The 14,322-nt window shown below is 49.1% G+C and carries 17 protein-coding genes; 15 read left to right on the top strand and 2 right to left on the bottom strand.

Annotated elements, in window-relative coordinates:
- Positions 1-34 precede the first annotated feature (34 nt).
- Positions 35-979, top strand: a complete 945-nt coding sequence (gene folE2, locus QP794_RS18400) for a GTP cyclohydrolase FolE2 (RefSeq protein ID WP_285078412.1) — start codon at positions 35-37, stop codon at positions 977-979.
- 137 nt (positions 980-1,116) lie between these two features.
- On the opposite strand, the gene QP794_RS18395 is transcribed toward folE2, so the two are convergent.
- Positions 1,117-2,178 carry a substrate-binding domain-containing protein gene (locus QP794_RS18395; protein WP_285078411.1) on the bottom strand — a complete coding sequence of 354 codons (1,062 nt, stop codon included), beginning with the start codon at positions 2,176-2,178 and terminating at the stop codon, positions 1,117-1,119.
- A gap of 330 nt (positions 2,179-2,508) precedes the next feature.
- Between QP794_RS18395 and modA the strand changes: the two genes are divergently transcribed.
- Both modA and modB read left to right on the top strand, forming a co-directional pair.
- Positions 2,509-3,381: a molybdate ABC transporter substrate-binding protein gene (modA, locus tag QP794_RS18390; protein WP_285078410.1), complete on the top strand. Its 873-nt coding sequence runs from the start codon at positions 2,509-2,511 to the stop codon at positions 3,379-3,381.
- Positions 3,378-4,061: a molybdate ABC transporter permease subunit gene (gene modB, locus QP794_RS18385; RefSeq protein ID WP_285078409.1), complete on the top strand. Its 684-nt coding sequence runs from the start codon at positions 3,378-3,380 to the stop codon at positions 4,059-4,061. Before modA ends, modB begins: the two co-directional genes overlap by 4 nt.
- Before the next feature lie 131 nt (positions 4,062-4,192).
- Here modB and QP794_RS18380 read toward each other — a convergent pair whose 3' ends face one another.
- On the bottom strand, positions 4,193-4,729 hold the full coding sequence (locus tag QP794_RS18380; RefSeq protein ID WP_285078408.1) for a GNAT family N-acetyltransferase: 537 nt from the start codon (positions 4,727-4,729) through the stop codon (positions 4,193-4,195).
- Positions 4,730-4,994: 265 nt separating this feature from the next.
- On the opposite strand from QP794_RS18380, the gene QP794_RS18375 reads away from it, so the two are divergent.
- From QP794_RS18375 to QP794_RS18320, 12 genes are all read left to right on the top strand, one after another.
- The gene (locus tag QP794_RS18375; RefSeq protein WP_285078407.1) at positions 4,995-5,324 is read left to right on the top strand and encodes a hypothetical protein; all 330 of its coding nucleotides are present in this window, start codon (positions 4,995-4,997) and stop codon (positions 5,322-5,324) included.
- Positions 5,325-5,617: 293 nt separating this feature from the next.
- Entirely contained in the window at positions 5,618-6,457 is an 840-nt protein-coding gene (locus QP794_RS18370; RefSeq protein ID WP_285078406.1) for a transporter substrate-binding domain-containing protein, read from the top strand.
- Positions 6,458-6,481: 24 nt separating this feature from the next.
- The gene (locus QP794_RS18365; RefSeq protein WP_285078405.1) at positions 6,482-7,225 is read left to right on the top strand and encodes an amino acid ABC transporter permease; all 744 of its coding nucleotides are present in this window, start codon (positions 6,482-6,484) and stop codon (positions 7,223-7,225) included.
- A 4-nt stretch (positions 7,226-7,229) separates the two neighbouring features.
- Positions 7,230-7,940, top strand: coding sequence for an amino acid ABC transporter permease (locus QP794_RS18360; protein ID WP_285078404.1), 711 nt, complete (start codon positions 7,230-7,232; stop codon positions 7,938-7,940).
- Entirely contained in the window at positions 7,937-8,689 is a 753-nt protein-coding gene (locus QP794_RS18355) for an amino acid ABC transporter ATP-binding protein (protein WP_285078403.1), read from the top strand. The genes QP794_RS18360 and QP794_RS18355 overlap by 4 nt, the downstream gene beginning before the upstream one ends.
- Before the next feature lie 122 nt (positions 8,690-8,811).
- The gene (locus tag QP794_RS18350) at positions 8,812-9,099 is read left to right on the top strand and encodes a hypothetical protein (RefSeq protein WP_024632560.1); all 288 of its coding nucleotides are present in this window, start codon (positions 8,812-8,814) and stop codon (positions 9,097-9,099) included.
- A gap of 23 nt (positions 9,100-9,122) precedes the next feature.
- The gene (locus QP794_RS18345; protein WP_024632559.1) at positions 9,123-9,461 is read left to right on the top strand and encodes an alpha-helical endospore appendage domain-containing protein; all 339 of its coding nucleotides are present in this window, start codon (positions 9,123-9,125) and stop codon (positions 9,459-9,461) included.
- Positions 9,458-9,757 carry a hypothetical protein gene (locus tag QP794_RS18340; RefSeq protein ID WP_094938316.1) on the top strand — a complete coding sequence of 100 codons (300 nt, stop codon included), beginning with the start codon at positions 9,458-9,460 and terminating at the stop codon, positions 9,755-9,757. The genes QP794_RS18345 and QP794_RS18340 overlap by 4 nt, the downstream gene beginning before the upstream one ends.
- A 1-nt stretch (position 9,758) precedes the next feature.
- Positions 9,759-10,100, top strand: coding sequence for a hypothetical protein (locus tag QP794_RS18335; protein WP_285078400.1), 342 nt, complete (start codon positions 9,759-9,761; stop codon positions 10,098-10,100).
- A gap of 258 nt (positions 10,101-10,358) precedes the next feature.
- Positions 10,359-11,453, top strand: a complete 1,095-nt coding sequence (locus QP794_RS18330; protein WP_285078398.1) for a CgeB family protein — start codon at positions 10,359-10,361, stop codon at positions 11,451-11,453.
- Positions 11,454-11,515: 62 nt separating this feature from the next.
- Positions 11,516-12,655, top strand: coding sequence for a CgeB family protein (locus QP794_RS18325; RefSeq protein ID WP_285078396.1), 1,140 nt, complete (start codon positions 11,516-11,518; stop codon positions 12,653-12,655).
- Positions 12,656-12,695: 40 nt separating this feature from the next.
- Positions 12,696-14,318 carry a glycosyltransferase family 4 protein gene (locus QP794_RS18320; RefSeq protein WP_285078394.1) on the top strand — a complete coding sequence of 541 codons (1,623 nt, stop codon included), beginning with the start codon at positions 12,696-12,698 and terminating at the stop codon, positions 14,316-14,318.
- Positions 14,319-14,322 lie beyond the last annotated feature (4 nt).

Here is a 14,322-nt window from a genome sequence, read left to right as displayed (position 1 = left end):
ACGGAAATATGTAATGGAGGGAGGGATTTGAAAAATGCAAAAGGGACAGCTGGTTAACAGGAGTAACCGAGTGGCGAGCGATGCTTTGATCATGCCGGACAAAGCCGAGCGCTTGCGGTTATTCGGCTCTGTTGACCCGATACAGGGAGATAAGCCTGTACGAAAAGAAGAGATGCAGGATTTGCAGAACAGCAAAAACAATTTTCTGTTTGAGCTGCAACAAGTCGGTATTGATCAGGTGAAGTATCCTCTGGATGTCATTTCCGCCAAAGATCCCGAGAAATTGTCCAGCATCGGAAATTTTCGGCTGACGACTTCGCTGGATCGAGAATCCAAAGGCATTAACATGAGCCGCTTGATGGAGCAGCTTCAGAAAAGTCGCGGTGAAGGATTGAGTGACCGGATTCCGGATCTGATTGCGCTGACGCAACAGTTGGCCGAACAGATGAATCAACCGAAGGCAGAGCTGAAAGTAACCTATCCCTGGTTCTACGAGCGATCCGCGCCCGTAACCGGTATGTCTGGACTAAATCATTCTTTGGCTACGGTTCATGTCCTCTGGGAAGCTGGCAAATCCCCCGTTCTAAGAACGGGTTTACATATACAGATCACGACGTTATGTCCTTGCTCGAAAGAAATCAGCGAATATAGTGCGCACAATCAGCGAGGTTTACTGCGTATCCAGGTGCAGGGCGACCCGGAAGAAGCCTTGCCGGGCTATTGGAAGGAAGAGCTGCTGAATGTGGCTGAATCCAATGCAAGCAGCTGCCTATATCCCGTTCTCAAAAGACCTGATGAGAAACGTGTCACGGAACGTGCATATGAGAACCCGCGGTTTGTGGAAGATATCGTCAGGCTGGTGGCGGCAGATCTGTATGAGAAGCATTGGGTACGCAAATTTAAGGTGGATTGCAGGAATGAAGAGTCCATCCATCAGCATGATGCGGTGGCCCGCATCGTATATGATAAGTCGAGATAGCATGCCTGATGGCTACGGAATTCATTTTATATATATGAAAGAAAACAGAAGAAACGCCGTCAGAGAGATCAGAGGCGTTTCTTTTGTTTTTTTTTCTGTACTTCCTAATTCCCATGAGAAATCCACGTATAATCGCGCTAAACCTCGTATAAAATTTCACCTGTTCGAGATACATCATATCCCTCAAACGATTGCAGTTCATGCCGGAACTCCGTTGATTGAAGAATACGTAATACCGATTCGGTCCACGCTTCGTTTCCCGGTTTCTTCAGCATTACCAGGTCATAACGTTCCTGGACAAGTGGAATGAAATCAACCTGACCGACAAGTCGTGCAGCTTTCTCGCTGCCGATTCCGACATCGGCTTCGCCAGAACTGACCTTTGCGGCTACGCCCATATGACTGGTTTCTTCCACGTTATACCCGATCAGATGAGATGTAGGGATACCGTGCAGACGCAATTGTTCATCCAGGAGTACACGTGCACCCGAACCTTTCTCCCGGTTCGCCAATCGCAGCTCGGGCTGCTTCAGATCGGTCCAGTTCTGCAAGCCGCGCGGGTTACCGCGTTGGACGTACAGCCCGGCAGGTCGTGTCAGCAGATTGACGACGACATAAGACCAGCCAATCAGGATTTTGCGTATATAAGGCAGATTATATTCTCCTGTATCTCCATCAAGCAGATGGGTACTGACCAGATCAGACTCTCCGCGGTACATGGAGATCAGGCCGTCCAGACTGCCCATGAAGGAACGCAGTGGTCGAATATCCTGTGTTTGTTTCTCCATATATCGCATGAGAATATCAAGGCTCACATCCTGTCCAGTAATGACCAGATGGCGAGTCGAATGGGCTGACGAAGTGTTGCCCGTCATGGAAGATGAAGCGGCGAATGTGCCTCTGGATGGAGAGGAAACAACATTTGCAGCGGAGTGAACGGCAGGATTAGATGGATTGGTTCCTGTCGCGTAATCAGATTCAAGAGATTGACCTGAATCCAAAGCGGCCCGGTGTGCTGGCGATTGCAGCTGCTTGGAGCGCTGTTTATACGCTTCCAGATCGGTGGCGTCAACACGCATTTGTTTGCCGACGCGATAAGCGACGAGGTCTCCCTTTTTGATCAGATCGTAGACCGTCAGTTTGGATATTTTGAGCAGCTTGGATATTTCTTCGGTGGTATAGGATTGCTCCTCCGTCATCAGTGAAGATCCTCCTTCAAGGTGCAGATCATAACTATATAACCTCAACTAATGAATATTTACACTGGCACTTCGATGACAGAACAATCTTCCGATCGCTGTTATCCCCAGATTTCTTTGATCCCTATATGACTGATAAACGCTGTGGTCTCTTGTACTATACCATTAACAGCCAGAGGGTATAAACTCACCCACCGGAATTCAGTATATATGGCGTGCTCTTCAACGGGTTCATCAAAGACGACCTTCCTATTTCAATGATCTTATGTATAATGAAATATAATTAATTATATCTAGTTATAACTAAACATAACATCGGGGGAGAAGTAGATGAAAAAGAGTATTGGATATGTGTTGGGGAGTATGTCACTTGGACTGGCTCTCGTATTGGCCGGTTGTGGTGCAAGCACGGAGAGTACAGATACATCCACAGCAACACAACAAACGGGGTCAACTCCAGCAGCATCAGGCGAGGGTACATCAACTGAAAGTACCGATCCGCAGGAAACAGTGGAATTGACGATCTCGGCAGCAGCCAGTTTGACCGATGCGATGAAGGAGATTGAGGCGAATTATGAGAAGTCTCATCCCTACATTGAACTCAACTTTAACTTTGGTGCATCAGGTGCATTGCAACAGCAGATTGAACAAGGTGCGCCAGCAGATGTTTTTGTATCGGCTGCGACCAAAAATATGAACGCGCTCGTGGACGAGAAGTTGATTGCATCCGGTGATCAGAAGAATTTGCTGCAAAATTCATTGGTAGCCATTATTCCAGCGGATAACTCGAATACCGTAACAAGTGAGAAGGATCTGACGGCCGATTCCATCAAGACAGTCGCAATTGGTATACCTGATAGTGTACCTGCAGGAACCTACGCCAAGGAAGCACTGACCAATGCCAAACTATGGGATCAGCTGGAAGGCAAGCTTGTGCAGGGCAAGGATGTCAGACAGGTTCTGCAATATGTAGAGACAGGCAATGCGGATGCGGGTTTTGTGTACAAAACGGACGCGCTCACTTCGGATCAGGTGAAAGTTGCATTTGAAGTGGACAAGAACAGCTATACACCTGCCAATTATCCAGTTGGGATTATTGAAGGTACGAAGCACCGGACAGAAGCGGAACAATTCTACACGTATTTGCAAACCCCTGAAGTGCTCGATGTATTTGCCAAATACGGATTCTCTATTCCGGAATGAATGTGAGCGCAATAGACTGGGCGGTATTCTGGCCACCGGTTCGTCTTTCCCTTCAGGTTGCCCTGCTGTCCAGCGTAATTGCAGCAGTGGCGGGTATCGCTGTGGCCTGGAAGATGTCGCGTACTACGTTCCGTGGAAAAATTTTTCTAGAAACTGTATTTATGCTTCCGCTCGTGCTTCCGCCGACCGTGGTCGGGTTTATATTACTCGTGTTATTGGGTCGTAAGAGTCTGCTGGGACAGTGGATCGAAGCGATATTCTCCGCGCCTGTCATTTTCTCCTGGTGGGCTGCCGTGATTGCCTCCGTGGTGGTTGCTTTCCCATTGGTATATCAGACGATGAAATCCGGATTTAGCGGGATTGATCGGGATCTGGAAGATGCAGGCCGCTCCATAGGAGCGAATGAATGGCAGGTATTCCGTTATATCTCGCTTCCGCTTGCGGGGAGAGCATTGATGACGGCTTTCATCCTGGGTTTCGCTCGTGCACTAGGGGAATTCGGAGCTACGCTCATGATTGCAGGTAACATTCCGGGCAGAACGCAAACCGTACCCACTGCGATCTATGTTGCTGTCGATTCGGGCAATCAGACGATGGCCTGGGCCTGGACAGGCTCCATTATTATCATTTCGTTTATCATGCTGCTATTAACCAGACAGCCGCGTGACGGCAAGGCATGATTTGAGCCATCCATGTGAATAAGACAAAACCCGCTCGAGGAATCTTTCCTCGGAGCGGGTTTTTGAATGATTTGTGCCGGGGATAGTCGCGTATATCATGTATGGTTTCGTTCATCCAAGACGCTTTTTACTTATCCGGTTTGTACAGAAGGGGACTTATAACGCGAAGGGTCCAGCGTTTTGACCATAAATACAATCTCTTCCTGCCGTTCAGGTGTCTGTACCGTTTTGATGTGAAAAGGTTCGTACCCCCTCCGTTCATACATGGGTGCAAGCCAGGGGTGTCGGGTCGCCGTTGCCAGAAACACGGCAGGAGCATCAAGCTTTTGCAGAATGATATGCTGCTCCACCCAATCCAGCAGCTTGGAGCCGTAACCCTGGCTTTTGTGCGCTGGGCTTACCGCGAACCAGCGGATGAAGGGATAAGGGCTGATGGCTTGCCGCTGTGGATCTTCTGCTCGGTCAAGGGTAACCGTGGCAATGATCTCTCCCCCTTTTTCAAGAATATAGCATTCATGCTGTACAATATTATTCTGGATGACTTCCAGTGTAGCGTGTCCGGCTGGAAAAGGAATGTTCAGGGCCCGAATCGACTCATAGGCATCCACGGTAACCGCCTGCAATTGTTCGGCATCTTCAAGCGTAGCCAATCGGTATTGTTCGGTCATGGTCGATCAATCCCTTCTATGGAAATCATCTATTCCAACCTGTTAAGTTGGTTTAATATTTTGGTGTTATTTTATCATGAAATTGATGGTTGGAATATAATTCTCGAATCAGATCTGTCTATAAGTCCATCGAAAGCTTCTATATGTAAAAATGACAAAACTTTTTCCAATTTTACTCGTTTCAGGACTCGCCTAAAGCATGCTCCATCCTGTAAAATAGAAATGACTGATTCCAGCCAAGAACTGAAATAAGGAGAGACGACTAATGAATACGAAATCTGATTGCGGTATATCGTTGCAAATTGACGACTATCTGGATCTTTTGCATTTTGCCATCCAAATCGAGGACCAGGAATGGCAGCAGTCCCTTATCCACCAGCTCAAAATATTTCAGCCGGAAGCGGAGCAGCGCACACCTGAAGAAGAATTATGGATGAGATTTGACTATATCAACAGTAAACTGACAGGTCTCCGCCACCAGATTCACGCGACCCATTCAACGGATGAACGCAAGAAGTTTGAAGAACGAATCGGATTGTTGCAATTGCAGCGTATAGAAGTGGCTCGTAAAATTAAATGGGCCAGTCGCAGATAGATGCGTAATTGAAATGAAGTGATCTGGAATTGTAGAAGCGATCCCCAACCTGGTTGGTGAATCGCTTCTTTTGCTTTACTTTTAGATCATATCGCTGGTGAAGCATAGAGAAGTTCTATAACGTTATCAGGATGTCCTATTAACATATATATTGCCTGGATATGACATAGGGTGCTATTCTTTGTTCAACCTAACTCCGACTATACAAGTGTGAATGGTTAGTTAAATCAAAGATGAGGAATGGGAGTACACATCATATTGGCTGAAATGACAGCCTGTGGAGGAGATCGGGAATGGTTAATCAATGGGGGATTCGGAAAATCCGGACAGCATTGCTGTTCATTACGATGTTGGTGGTACTGGCGGGTTGCAGCTCAGGCAATGCAGCGAATGAATCGGATACCGCATCTGCGTCCGGTCAAGATAAAGTGAAGAAGATTATCGTGGGTACAGGCACTCAATTCCCGAATGTTTGCTTTATTGATGAGAATGGCAAGCTGACCGGATACGATGTAGAGCTGATTCGCGAGATTGATAAACGATTGCCTGAATATGAATTTGAGTTCAGTACGATGGAATTCAAAAATCTGCTGCTCAGTCTTGAAACGAAGAAAATAGACCTGATCGCTCACCAGATGGAAGTGAATGAAGAGAGGCAGGCCAAGTTCCTCTTTAACGACGAGGCGTATAATATTTTTCCTAATAAAATCGTAGTCAGCGAGAAAAACCAGGATGTAAAATCCATCGAGGATCTGAAAGGGAAGAAGCTGATTGTTGGCGCAACAAGTAATGCAGCTGTATTGGCTGAAAAATGGAATGCAGCGAATGGCAAAGTCATTGATATTGTGTATTCCGGAGCAGGGGAAGATACGAATACCCAGATCAAAACAGGCCGGGTGGATGCAACCATCAGTACACAGTTTGCCATCGATTATCAGAATAAAGTAGTGGATGCCCAATTGAAAACAGTTGGTGAAGCGCTGTCCAATTCCAAAGTCTATTTTATTCTGAATAAGGATGAGCAGGAGCTCAAAACAAAAATTGATGAAGCGCTCAAATCAATCAAGGAAGATGGCACATTAAGCAAATTGAGCACAGAGTGGCTGGGAGCCGATTACACGGTTGAGGAATAGTGTTGAGAAAGGTGAACGACGGTTATGGGTAAATCATTCGATCTGTCATTGGTTCTGGATTTTGTCCCCGAACTGCTGCGATATTTGCATATTACACTGATTGTACTGGGTGGTTCCATTGTGCTTGGCCTTGCGGGCGGTGTGCTTCTGGCGGTTCCGAGATTATACCGGATTCCGGTGCTGAGCCAGCTCGCGACCCTGTACATCTCTTTTATGCGGGGCACACCGATTCTCATCAAATTGTTTCTGGTCTATTACGGATTACCTGAATTACTCAAGCCCATAGGTATGGATTTGTCCAGAACTGATCCGCTGGTATTTGTCATCGTGACTTATGCGCTCAGTGATGCAGCGTCCTTTGCGGAAATCTTTCGCGGAGCTGTACGCAGTGTGGACAAGGGCCAGACGGAAGCAGCTTATGCTGCGGGCTTGACCACGTTTCAGTCATTTCGACGCATTGTGGTACCGCAGGCGCTCATTGTTGCTTTTCCGAATATGGCGAATACGTTGATTGGTTCGTTAAAGGATACGTCTCTGGCTTTTTCCATTGGGGTCATGGATATGGTGGGCAGGGGGCAAACGCTGATCTCGGCTACATCGCATGCACTTGAAGTGTATATTAGTCTATCGATCGTCTACTATGTTATCGTGCTTGTACTTGAAAAGGGATTTGCGCTCGCAGAACGCAGACTCCAGCGTCACGAACGCAAAAAAGAAGTCCGTGGGCCAGCGATAAGAGCTGAACGCCTGAAACGAATAGCGGGGTGAGCGAATGTCTATTGATTTTAACTTTATCTACACCTCTTTTTTCCAGATTCTAAAGGCATTGCCACTGACACTCGTCATTACGATTGTACCGTTGATCGCAGGCTTTGGCATGGGTCTGGTTACTGCTTTGGTGCGTATCTATAAGGTACCATGGGTCTACCGAATCGCTGATTTCTATGTTTCGTTTTTCCGTGGTACACCGATGCTGATGCACTTGTTTCTAATCTATTACGGAATTCCGCTGATCATCGACAAGCTTGCTGCCCGGTACGGTTGGGCTTTTCAATCGTCTTCCATTCCGATTCTGGTATTTGTGCTGTTTGCCTTCTCGTTAACTGCGGGAGCCTATATGTCTGAGATTATCCGTTCCGGTATTCTGGCGGTGGATACCGGGCAGATGGAAGCTGCCCATGCTGTGGGCATGAGTACCTCTCAGGCCATAAGACGCATTATTTTACCGCAGGCAGTTGGTGCAGTTCTGCCGAATCTGTGCAGCATGTTTGTTGGTTTCCTGCACGGATCAACCCTGGCGTTCACCGTGTCTCAGATGGATATTCTCGGCAAAGCGGATGTGGTCGCTTCGGTCAGTCTGAAATTTCTGGAGGCTTTCATTGCTGCTGCATTAATCTATTGGGGTCTGACAGTAATTGCCGAACGAATTACAGCTTTGCTGGAACGCAGGGTTGCCGTGTACAGCAAAGGAGGGGTGTCATGATATCACTGACGAATATACACAAATCTTTTGGCCACCAGGAAGTGTTGAAAGGCATTGATCTGACTGTGGAACAGGGGGATGTTGTTGCCATTCTTGGACCAAGCGGGTCAGGTAAAACGACATTACTGCGTTGTGTGAATTTTCTTGAACGTGCCGATGAGGGCAAGGTACAGATCAGCGGGTTAACCGTAGACTGCAAGCATGCGCGCAAACATGACATTGTGCAGTTACGACGAAAAACGGCGATGGTGTTCCAGCATTATAATCTGTTCAAACATAAAACAGTGCTGGACAACGTTACCGAAGGGTTAATTATTGCCCAGAAGATGTCCAAAACAGATGCTCGTGAACGAGCCTTACGTGTGCTTGAACAAGTGGGACTGTCCGCCAAGATCAATGAGTATCCCAGCATGCTGTCAGGTGGACAGCAGCAGCGGGTTGGTATTGCTCGGGCGCTGGCATTGAATCCAGAAGTGATTCTGTTCGATGAACCTACCTCGGCGCTTGATCCCGAGTTGGTAGGTGAGGTGCTGTCCGTCATTCGATCCATTGCCAAGGAAGGCATCACCATGATTGTTGTCACCCATGAAATGGGCTTTGCCCGCGAGGTGGCGAATCGAGTTGTATTCATGGATGGGGGTTCCGTCGTGGAAGAAGGAACACCGGAGGAGGTATTCGTGCGTCCCAAACAGGAGCGTACCCGCCAATTCCTCAGCCGATACTCATCCGATTGGAGTTATGTCATCTGACGATATAGGCGCAAGCTGGAGTAACTGACGATCCCGGCCCGGCATATGCTGTAGCAGGCAAATGCTGATAGGCCGGGTTTTTCTATGGGTGAAAGCAGGCCGTGACGGTAAGGAGGAGGACCATGCAGAGCAAGATCGATGAAATACTCACACATATTGCACATTCTCACCAGCAGGTTGCACGTGTACTGGATGCCAAACGTCAAGTCGCAGTGCGCATGTCTGAAATCATTAATCATTTGCCGGATATCGAACCGGAGCTGGATGGCGTTGACGGTCTGCTGGACAGCTCAGGACAAATCAACAAAAGCATCATCTCCTATTTGGGAGGCCTGGCAGATCTGGAAGAAGCCGTAGCCGAAACACTGACCCAGGTGATGCGGGAGATGGCGGATCAAGAGGAAGAATAAGCCCGAAAGGCGGGTGAATGGACATGAGCAGAGAACAAAGCCTCATCCTGATGCTGGATGCAGCCGCCAAAATGCAGTGGAATATTGCCCTGATTTTGGAGGCCAAGGCGATTGAAGCCGAGAAGGTAAGGAACTGGGCGCTTAATCATCTGAATGGTGAAGCTTTTCTGACGCATAGCGATCAGGTGGCGGAGCCACTCAAGATGCATGATCAGCTGGTGGAAATACTGGAAGGACTGACCCGAATGGAAACCGGATTATGCAACAACCTGAAGGCCATTTTGGTCCAGAGCGATGGTGAAGAAGGCGGCATGGACGGTGGCATGTTTGGCGGTATGGATATGGGGGATCTCGGAAAATGAGTCTGTTGCGGCGTGAGCAGGAAGCGAAACTGTCCCTCATTGAGTCCATTGCACACAGTCAGCAGGCGCTCGCCCGCATTCTGGACAGTGTGGCCAGCGTGTCTGCCCACTCGGAAGTATCCGCCCGCAGTCTGGCTGAGAACATTCGTCTACTTAGCCGTTATCAAGAGGAGATGTCCCGGATGGTTACGGGGATAAGGCTGGCCCAAATCCAGCATGGGGAGCCTGGAGAGCCATGGCTCAAAGACCCTGGATATGCGATACGCATGGTCCGGAACCTACAGGAGGAATGTTGACATGTTAAAGAAGAAAAAAATACGTCTGAGAACCAAAAGAGCTCTGCTTACTCGGGGGGCCCGTCTGCGCAAAATCCGTAAACTGCGTGCGGTCAAAGGCAAACGTGTACTGCATAAACGTACTCTCAAAGGACGCAGTGCGTGGCTCAAAAAAAAGAAACGTACGGTACGACGGCACCGGAGTGTGAAACCTGCACAACCGTTCGTCCCGGCTACCCCTACCGATCCGAACCCGGACAGCGCCTACAGCCAGGGGTACAACGAGGCGTACAACGAGGGATTCAACGCGGGTTTCGCCAAGGGATTCGAGGACGGACATCAGCTGGCTTACAAAGCGCAATAACCGAATAGGTGTGCATTTTCTAAATAGTGATAGATGCATCCCAGTGTATGACGATTGCCCGGGGGGACAGATCCCTCCGGGTTATTTGTATCGCCTCAAAAGCGGACATGCCCGTGCAGGCGGATGTGGAGGGCAGACGCCAATTTTGCGCCTTGCAGGACACCCGTCCATGATGCATCTGACCCCGGGGCATATCCTTTAGAGGGAACACCAATCTCGGGGAGAATCTGACAATGGGATCTCCTGAAGGAAGACAGGGTGAAGGATGTGGCAAAACGAAGACACCGACCGCCCACAGAAGCGGCGACGGCTTACCGTGGCGGATATGTAGAAGGCCGCAGATTTGGCGGCTGTCAGGCCATGATGGAGCGAGTGCAGATGTTTGAGCCGACCGTGCGAAATATGAAAGTGCTGTATATTCCACAGGGATTCGATGCCATCGATGAAGGCGTCATTGGAGCTCTGCAGCAATCGGTTCGTGAGTGTGTTGTCGGATCGCCGGCAAACATGCTGCAGGAAGCCAGCCAGCACAGGCCCGATCTGGTACTGGTCATGAATGGACTACACGTATTCCCACCCGATCATCTGGAGCAGGTGAATGGCATAAGGGCACTGGGAATTCGAACAGCGGTATGGTTTGTGGATGACCCGTACTTTACTGAAGATACGACAACCATCTGTCAGCATTATGATGTCGTGTTCACGCATGAGGAAGCGGCCGTGCCGTTCTATACTGCACATGGAGCGGGTCGAGTGATCTATATGCCCCTTGCAGTGAACCCGGGCATGTTTCAACCCAGACGTACGGCACCACAGCATCAGTATGACATTTGTTTTATCGGCACCGGATTCTGGAACCGAATTGCACTGTTCGACGAGCTGGCTCCTTTTTTGGCGGACAAAAAGGTATTCATTGCCGGCAGCCAGTGGAACCGGCTGAAACGCTTCGACATCCTGGGCAATTTTATCCATGAAGGCTGGATTGATCCTGGAGCGACAGTGGATTATTACAATGGAGCCAAAATCGTCATTAACGTTCATCGGACTTGCGAGAACGGGGAAGACAATCGCAATACACATCATCTTGAAGGTCATTCCATTAATCCACGCACGTATGAAATCAGCGCCTGTGGCACGATGCAGATTACGGATGCACGCCAAGATCTGCCACGCTACTACCGGCCCGGGTATGACATCGAAACCTTTACAACGGCGGCAGAACTTCAGCATAAAATCAAATATTATCTGCACCATGAAAAGGAACGGCAAGCGTTAGCCTGGCGTGGGCTGCTCACCACGTTGAACCAGCATACGTTCACCCGTCGTATCGCTCAGATGCTGGAGCACGTGTAAATCTCTTTCTGCAGGACAGCAGAGTTAGAGAACCCTATCCCAAAAATAAAAGGAGTGGCGGTATGTCTCTCAAACACCGTAAAACGAGAAAGTTTCATGCACCAGTGCTCAGTCTGGCTGACCAAGCACGCAAAAACGGGCAACATGCCGGATATGATGCGGGCAAGGAAGAAGGATATCTGCGCGGCCGTGCCAACTATATTGTCAATTGTGCACAGGAGCCATTGCCGTTCCGGCAGCTTCACGTGCTGTATGTATCTTCGGGCAAAGGATTCCCATATTCCCCACTGGATGAAGCCATCATGGCAACATTGCAGGGCATGGTTGCCCAGGTAACTCTTTCCGACCCGCGTCAGCCTGTATCTGAAATTGCGCTGCAAACCCACCCTGACCTGGTGCTTGTACTGGATGGCATGGATATTCCGTTGGAACATCTGGATGCGATTCGTCAAGCAGGCATTAGGACAGCAATTTGGCTCACGGATGATCCGTACTATACGGATATGACACTTGAGACAGTACAGCATTTTGACCATGTGTTCACATTGGAGCTGAACTGTGTCGAGTTGTATCGACAAAATGGCTGCCCTTCTGTTCACTACCTGCCCTTTGCTGCATTCACCAACCATTACTTCCCGATCACTACTCCATCTCCATTGCACCGGGATGTCAGCTTTATCGGTTCGGCTTACTGGAACCGGGTGTATTTCTTCAATCCGATCATGGCACAGTTGATGTCGCACAATACCGTATTTAATGGCATCTGGTGGGATCGCTTGCCTGACTATGCTGCTTACGGCGAGAAGATTGAACTGGGTCGCTGGATGAGTCCGCAGGAAACGAACGATGTCTATAACGGCACCAAAATTGTCATCAACCTTCACCGCTCCCACGAAGACGATTCCGTCAATAACAACCATGTTAAAATTCCACCAGCCTCCCCGAATCCGAGAACTTTTGAAATCGCAGCTTCCACAACCCTTCAATTGACCGATGCGCGGGATGACCTGGCACGTTTCTATAAACCGGGTGTGGAAATCGAGACCTACTCTTCCCCTCAGGAGCTGCTCGATAAGGTTGAATACTATCTCCATCATGAGAAAGAGCGTCGTGAGATTGCACTTCGAGGACTGGAACGGACATTGAAGGATCACACGTATGGCAAAAGAATCAACGAACTGCTGAGTATTATATTCCCTTAATCCTGTCCGGAAGGAGGTGTGCACAGAACCCTGGATATTCGTGTTCAGGGTCCGTGCAGCCATGGCGACTAAACCCAAACTCATGTTGTTTTCCCATGTGTGCAACACCCGCAGCATTACGGGGGCGGAGAAGCTGTTGCTTCATTTTATGAGAGAGATGGGTTCCATCTTCGATTGTGTACTCGTGGTTCCTCAGGAAGGTAAGCTTGCCGGACTTGCACGGAGATTCGATATTCAGGTCAAAGTATGCTTCCTGCCGATGCTTCACGGTGTGTACACACCTTACCGGGGGATTGCAACGGATGCAGAACAGCTTCGTCATAAGCCAGCTTACCAGGACGTGGTCTCCCTTATCCGGGAGACTGCACCTGATCTGGTGTTAACGAATACCTGTGTCAATGTGATGCCTGCCGTAGCAGCGAAGTCTCTGCAAATTCCGGTGATTTGGAAGATTACCGAAATTATTGAGTTGAATGAGCATACAAACGAAGCCGTACAGATGATTGGGCGTTACTCGGACTGGATCATAGGTATATCCGAAAGTGCCGTAGCGCCATTCAAGCAAGCAGGCATGAGTTCCAAATTGACCGTGATTTCCCCAACTTGGGACCCGGCCTTGCCGGCTCCGGAACGATGGGTTCATTTGAGAGAACGCAAGCGCAAAGAGCTTGGTTTCAAGTCATCGCAGATCTGTATCGGTTACATCTCTTCCTTCATATATGATGCCAAAGGTCTGAAACCTTTTGTAGATATGGCTCTGCAATTGTGTGAAACCCATCCACGCTGCCGTTTCTGGATCATTGGTACATCAGCGGACAAAAAGTATTATGACGAATGTGTATCACGGGTGAAAAAATCCGGTTATTATCGCAGATTTACCTTTACGCCGTTTGAAGAGAACGTATCACTGGCCTATACGGCCATGGATATGGTGGTTATTCCGAGCATGGTCAAAGAAGGCTTCGGCATGACCGCGCTGGAGGGGCTTTATTTCGCCAAACCGGTTATCGCTTTTGCACAGGGCGGACTCAAGGAATTGCTGGAATCGGTAGGAAGTGGTGCATTTTTGGCCCCGGCCGGGGATTCCCAAGAGCTTGTCACCTTGGCAACAACCCTGCTAAATGATCCTGAACTGGCCTCAGACACCGGTTGGCGTAATCGGACAGAAGCGGAAAAGCTGTACGGTATTGAAACCTACAGGGCAAAGCTGCATACGATGGTGACACAGTGGTTGATGCGTTTTCCCGGATGGTTTCCGTACATTCAGCCTCCGAATGGGCCAGTGTACGCTTGGGATGAGGGCCGTTTGCGAACCGTGCTGATTCTGGATCCGGCTTCGGTTCGGACACGATTGTTCCCATTGAGTGTGATGCAGGCCTTGCCGCTCTCGTCCTTGCCTCCGCTTGCCATCGGTCAGCCTGTTCATGAAGAATCAGAACCTTACTCAAGCCACAGAACACGTCGAAGTCGTTATCCGAAATCGCCTCACCGCAGGGGGAGACGTTACCGGTTGAAACGAGGAACGGGAACTGGTAGAAGAAAACTGAAGCCAAGCAAAAAGAAGAAACAGCGTGTGCGTGTGATGAAACCGACTGTGCGCAAACGTGTGCCTGGCATAGCCAAACGAAGCCGGGTTCGCCGGAGATTATCCAATAGACGATGAAGGC

Origin of the sequence: Paenibacillus sp. UMB7766-LJ446, assembly GCF_030226665.1 — a bacterium.
Taxonomy (GTDB): Bacteria; Bacillota; Bacilli; order Paenibacillales; family Paenibacillaceae; genus Paenibacillus; species Paenibacillus vandeheii.
This window is presented reverse-complemented; position numbering and strand designations above follow the sequence as displayed.

Coding starts and splice junctions, on each gene's coding strand:
- QP794_RS18375 (WP_285078407.1), top strand. CDS start 4,995: ATGAATACGAAATCTGATTGCGGTATATCGTTGCAAATTGACGACTAT.
- QP794_RS18360 (WP_285078404.1), top strand. CDS start 7,230: ATGTCTATTGATTTTAACTTTATCTACACCTCTTTTTTCCAGATTCTA.
- QP794_RS18395 (WP_285078411.1), bottom strand. CDS start 2,178: ATGACGGAGGAGCAATCCTATACCACCGAAGAAATATCCAAGCTGCTC.
- QP794_RS18370 (WP_285078406.1), top strand. CDS start 5,618: ATGGTTAATCAATGGGGGATTCGGAAAATCCGGACAGCATTGCTGTTC.
- QP794_RS18345 (WP_024632559.1), top strand. CDS start 9,123: ATGAGCAGAGAACAAAGCCTCATCCTGATGCTGGATGCAGCCGCCAAA.
- QP794_RS18325 (WP_285078396.1), top strand. CDS start 11,516: ATGTCTCTCAAACACCGTAAAACGAGAAAGTTTCATGCACCAGTGCTC.
- QP794_RS18365 (WP_285078405.1), top strand. CDS start 6,482: ATGGGTAAATCATTCGATCTGTCATTGGTTCTGGATTTTGTCCCCGAA.
- QP794_RS18380 (WP_285078408.1), bottom strand. CDS start 4,729: ATGACCGAACAATACCGATTGGCTACGCTTGAAGATGCCGAACAATTG.
- modA (WP_285078410.1), top strand. CDS start 2,509: ATGAAAAAGAGTATTGGATATGTGTTGGGGAGTATGTCACTTGGACTG.
- QP794_RS18350 (WP_024632560.1), top strand. CDS start 8,812: ATGCAGAGCAAGATCGATGAAATACTCACACATATTGCACATTCTCAC.
- QP794_RS18340 (WP_094938316.1), top strand. CDS start 9,458: ATGAGTCTGTTGCGGCGTGAGCAGGAAGCGAAACTGTCCCTCATTGAG.
- folE2 (WP_285078412.1), top strand. CDS start 35: ATGCAAAAGGGACAGCTGGTTAACAGGAGTAACCGAGTGGCGAGCGAT.
- QP794_RS18355 (WP_285078403.1), top strand. CDS start 7,937: ATGATATCACTGACGAATATACACAAATCTTTTGGCCACCAGGAAGTG.
- modB (WP_285078409.1), top strand. CDS start 3,378: ATGAATGTGAGCGCAATAGACTGGGCGGTATTCTGGCCACCGGTTCGT.
- QP794_RS18335 (WP_285078400.1), top strand. CDS start 9,759: ATGTTAAAGAAGAAAAAAATACGTCTGAGAACCAAAAGAGCTCTGCTT.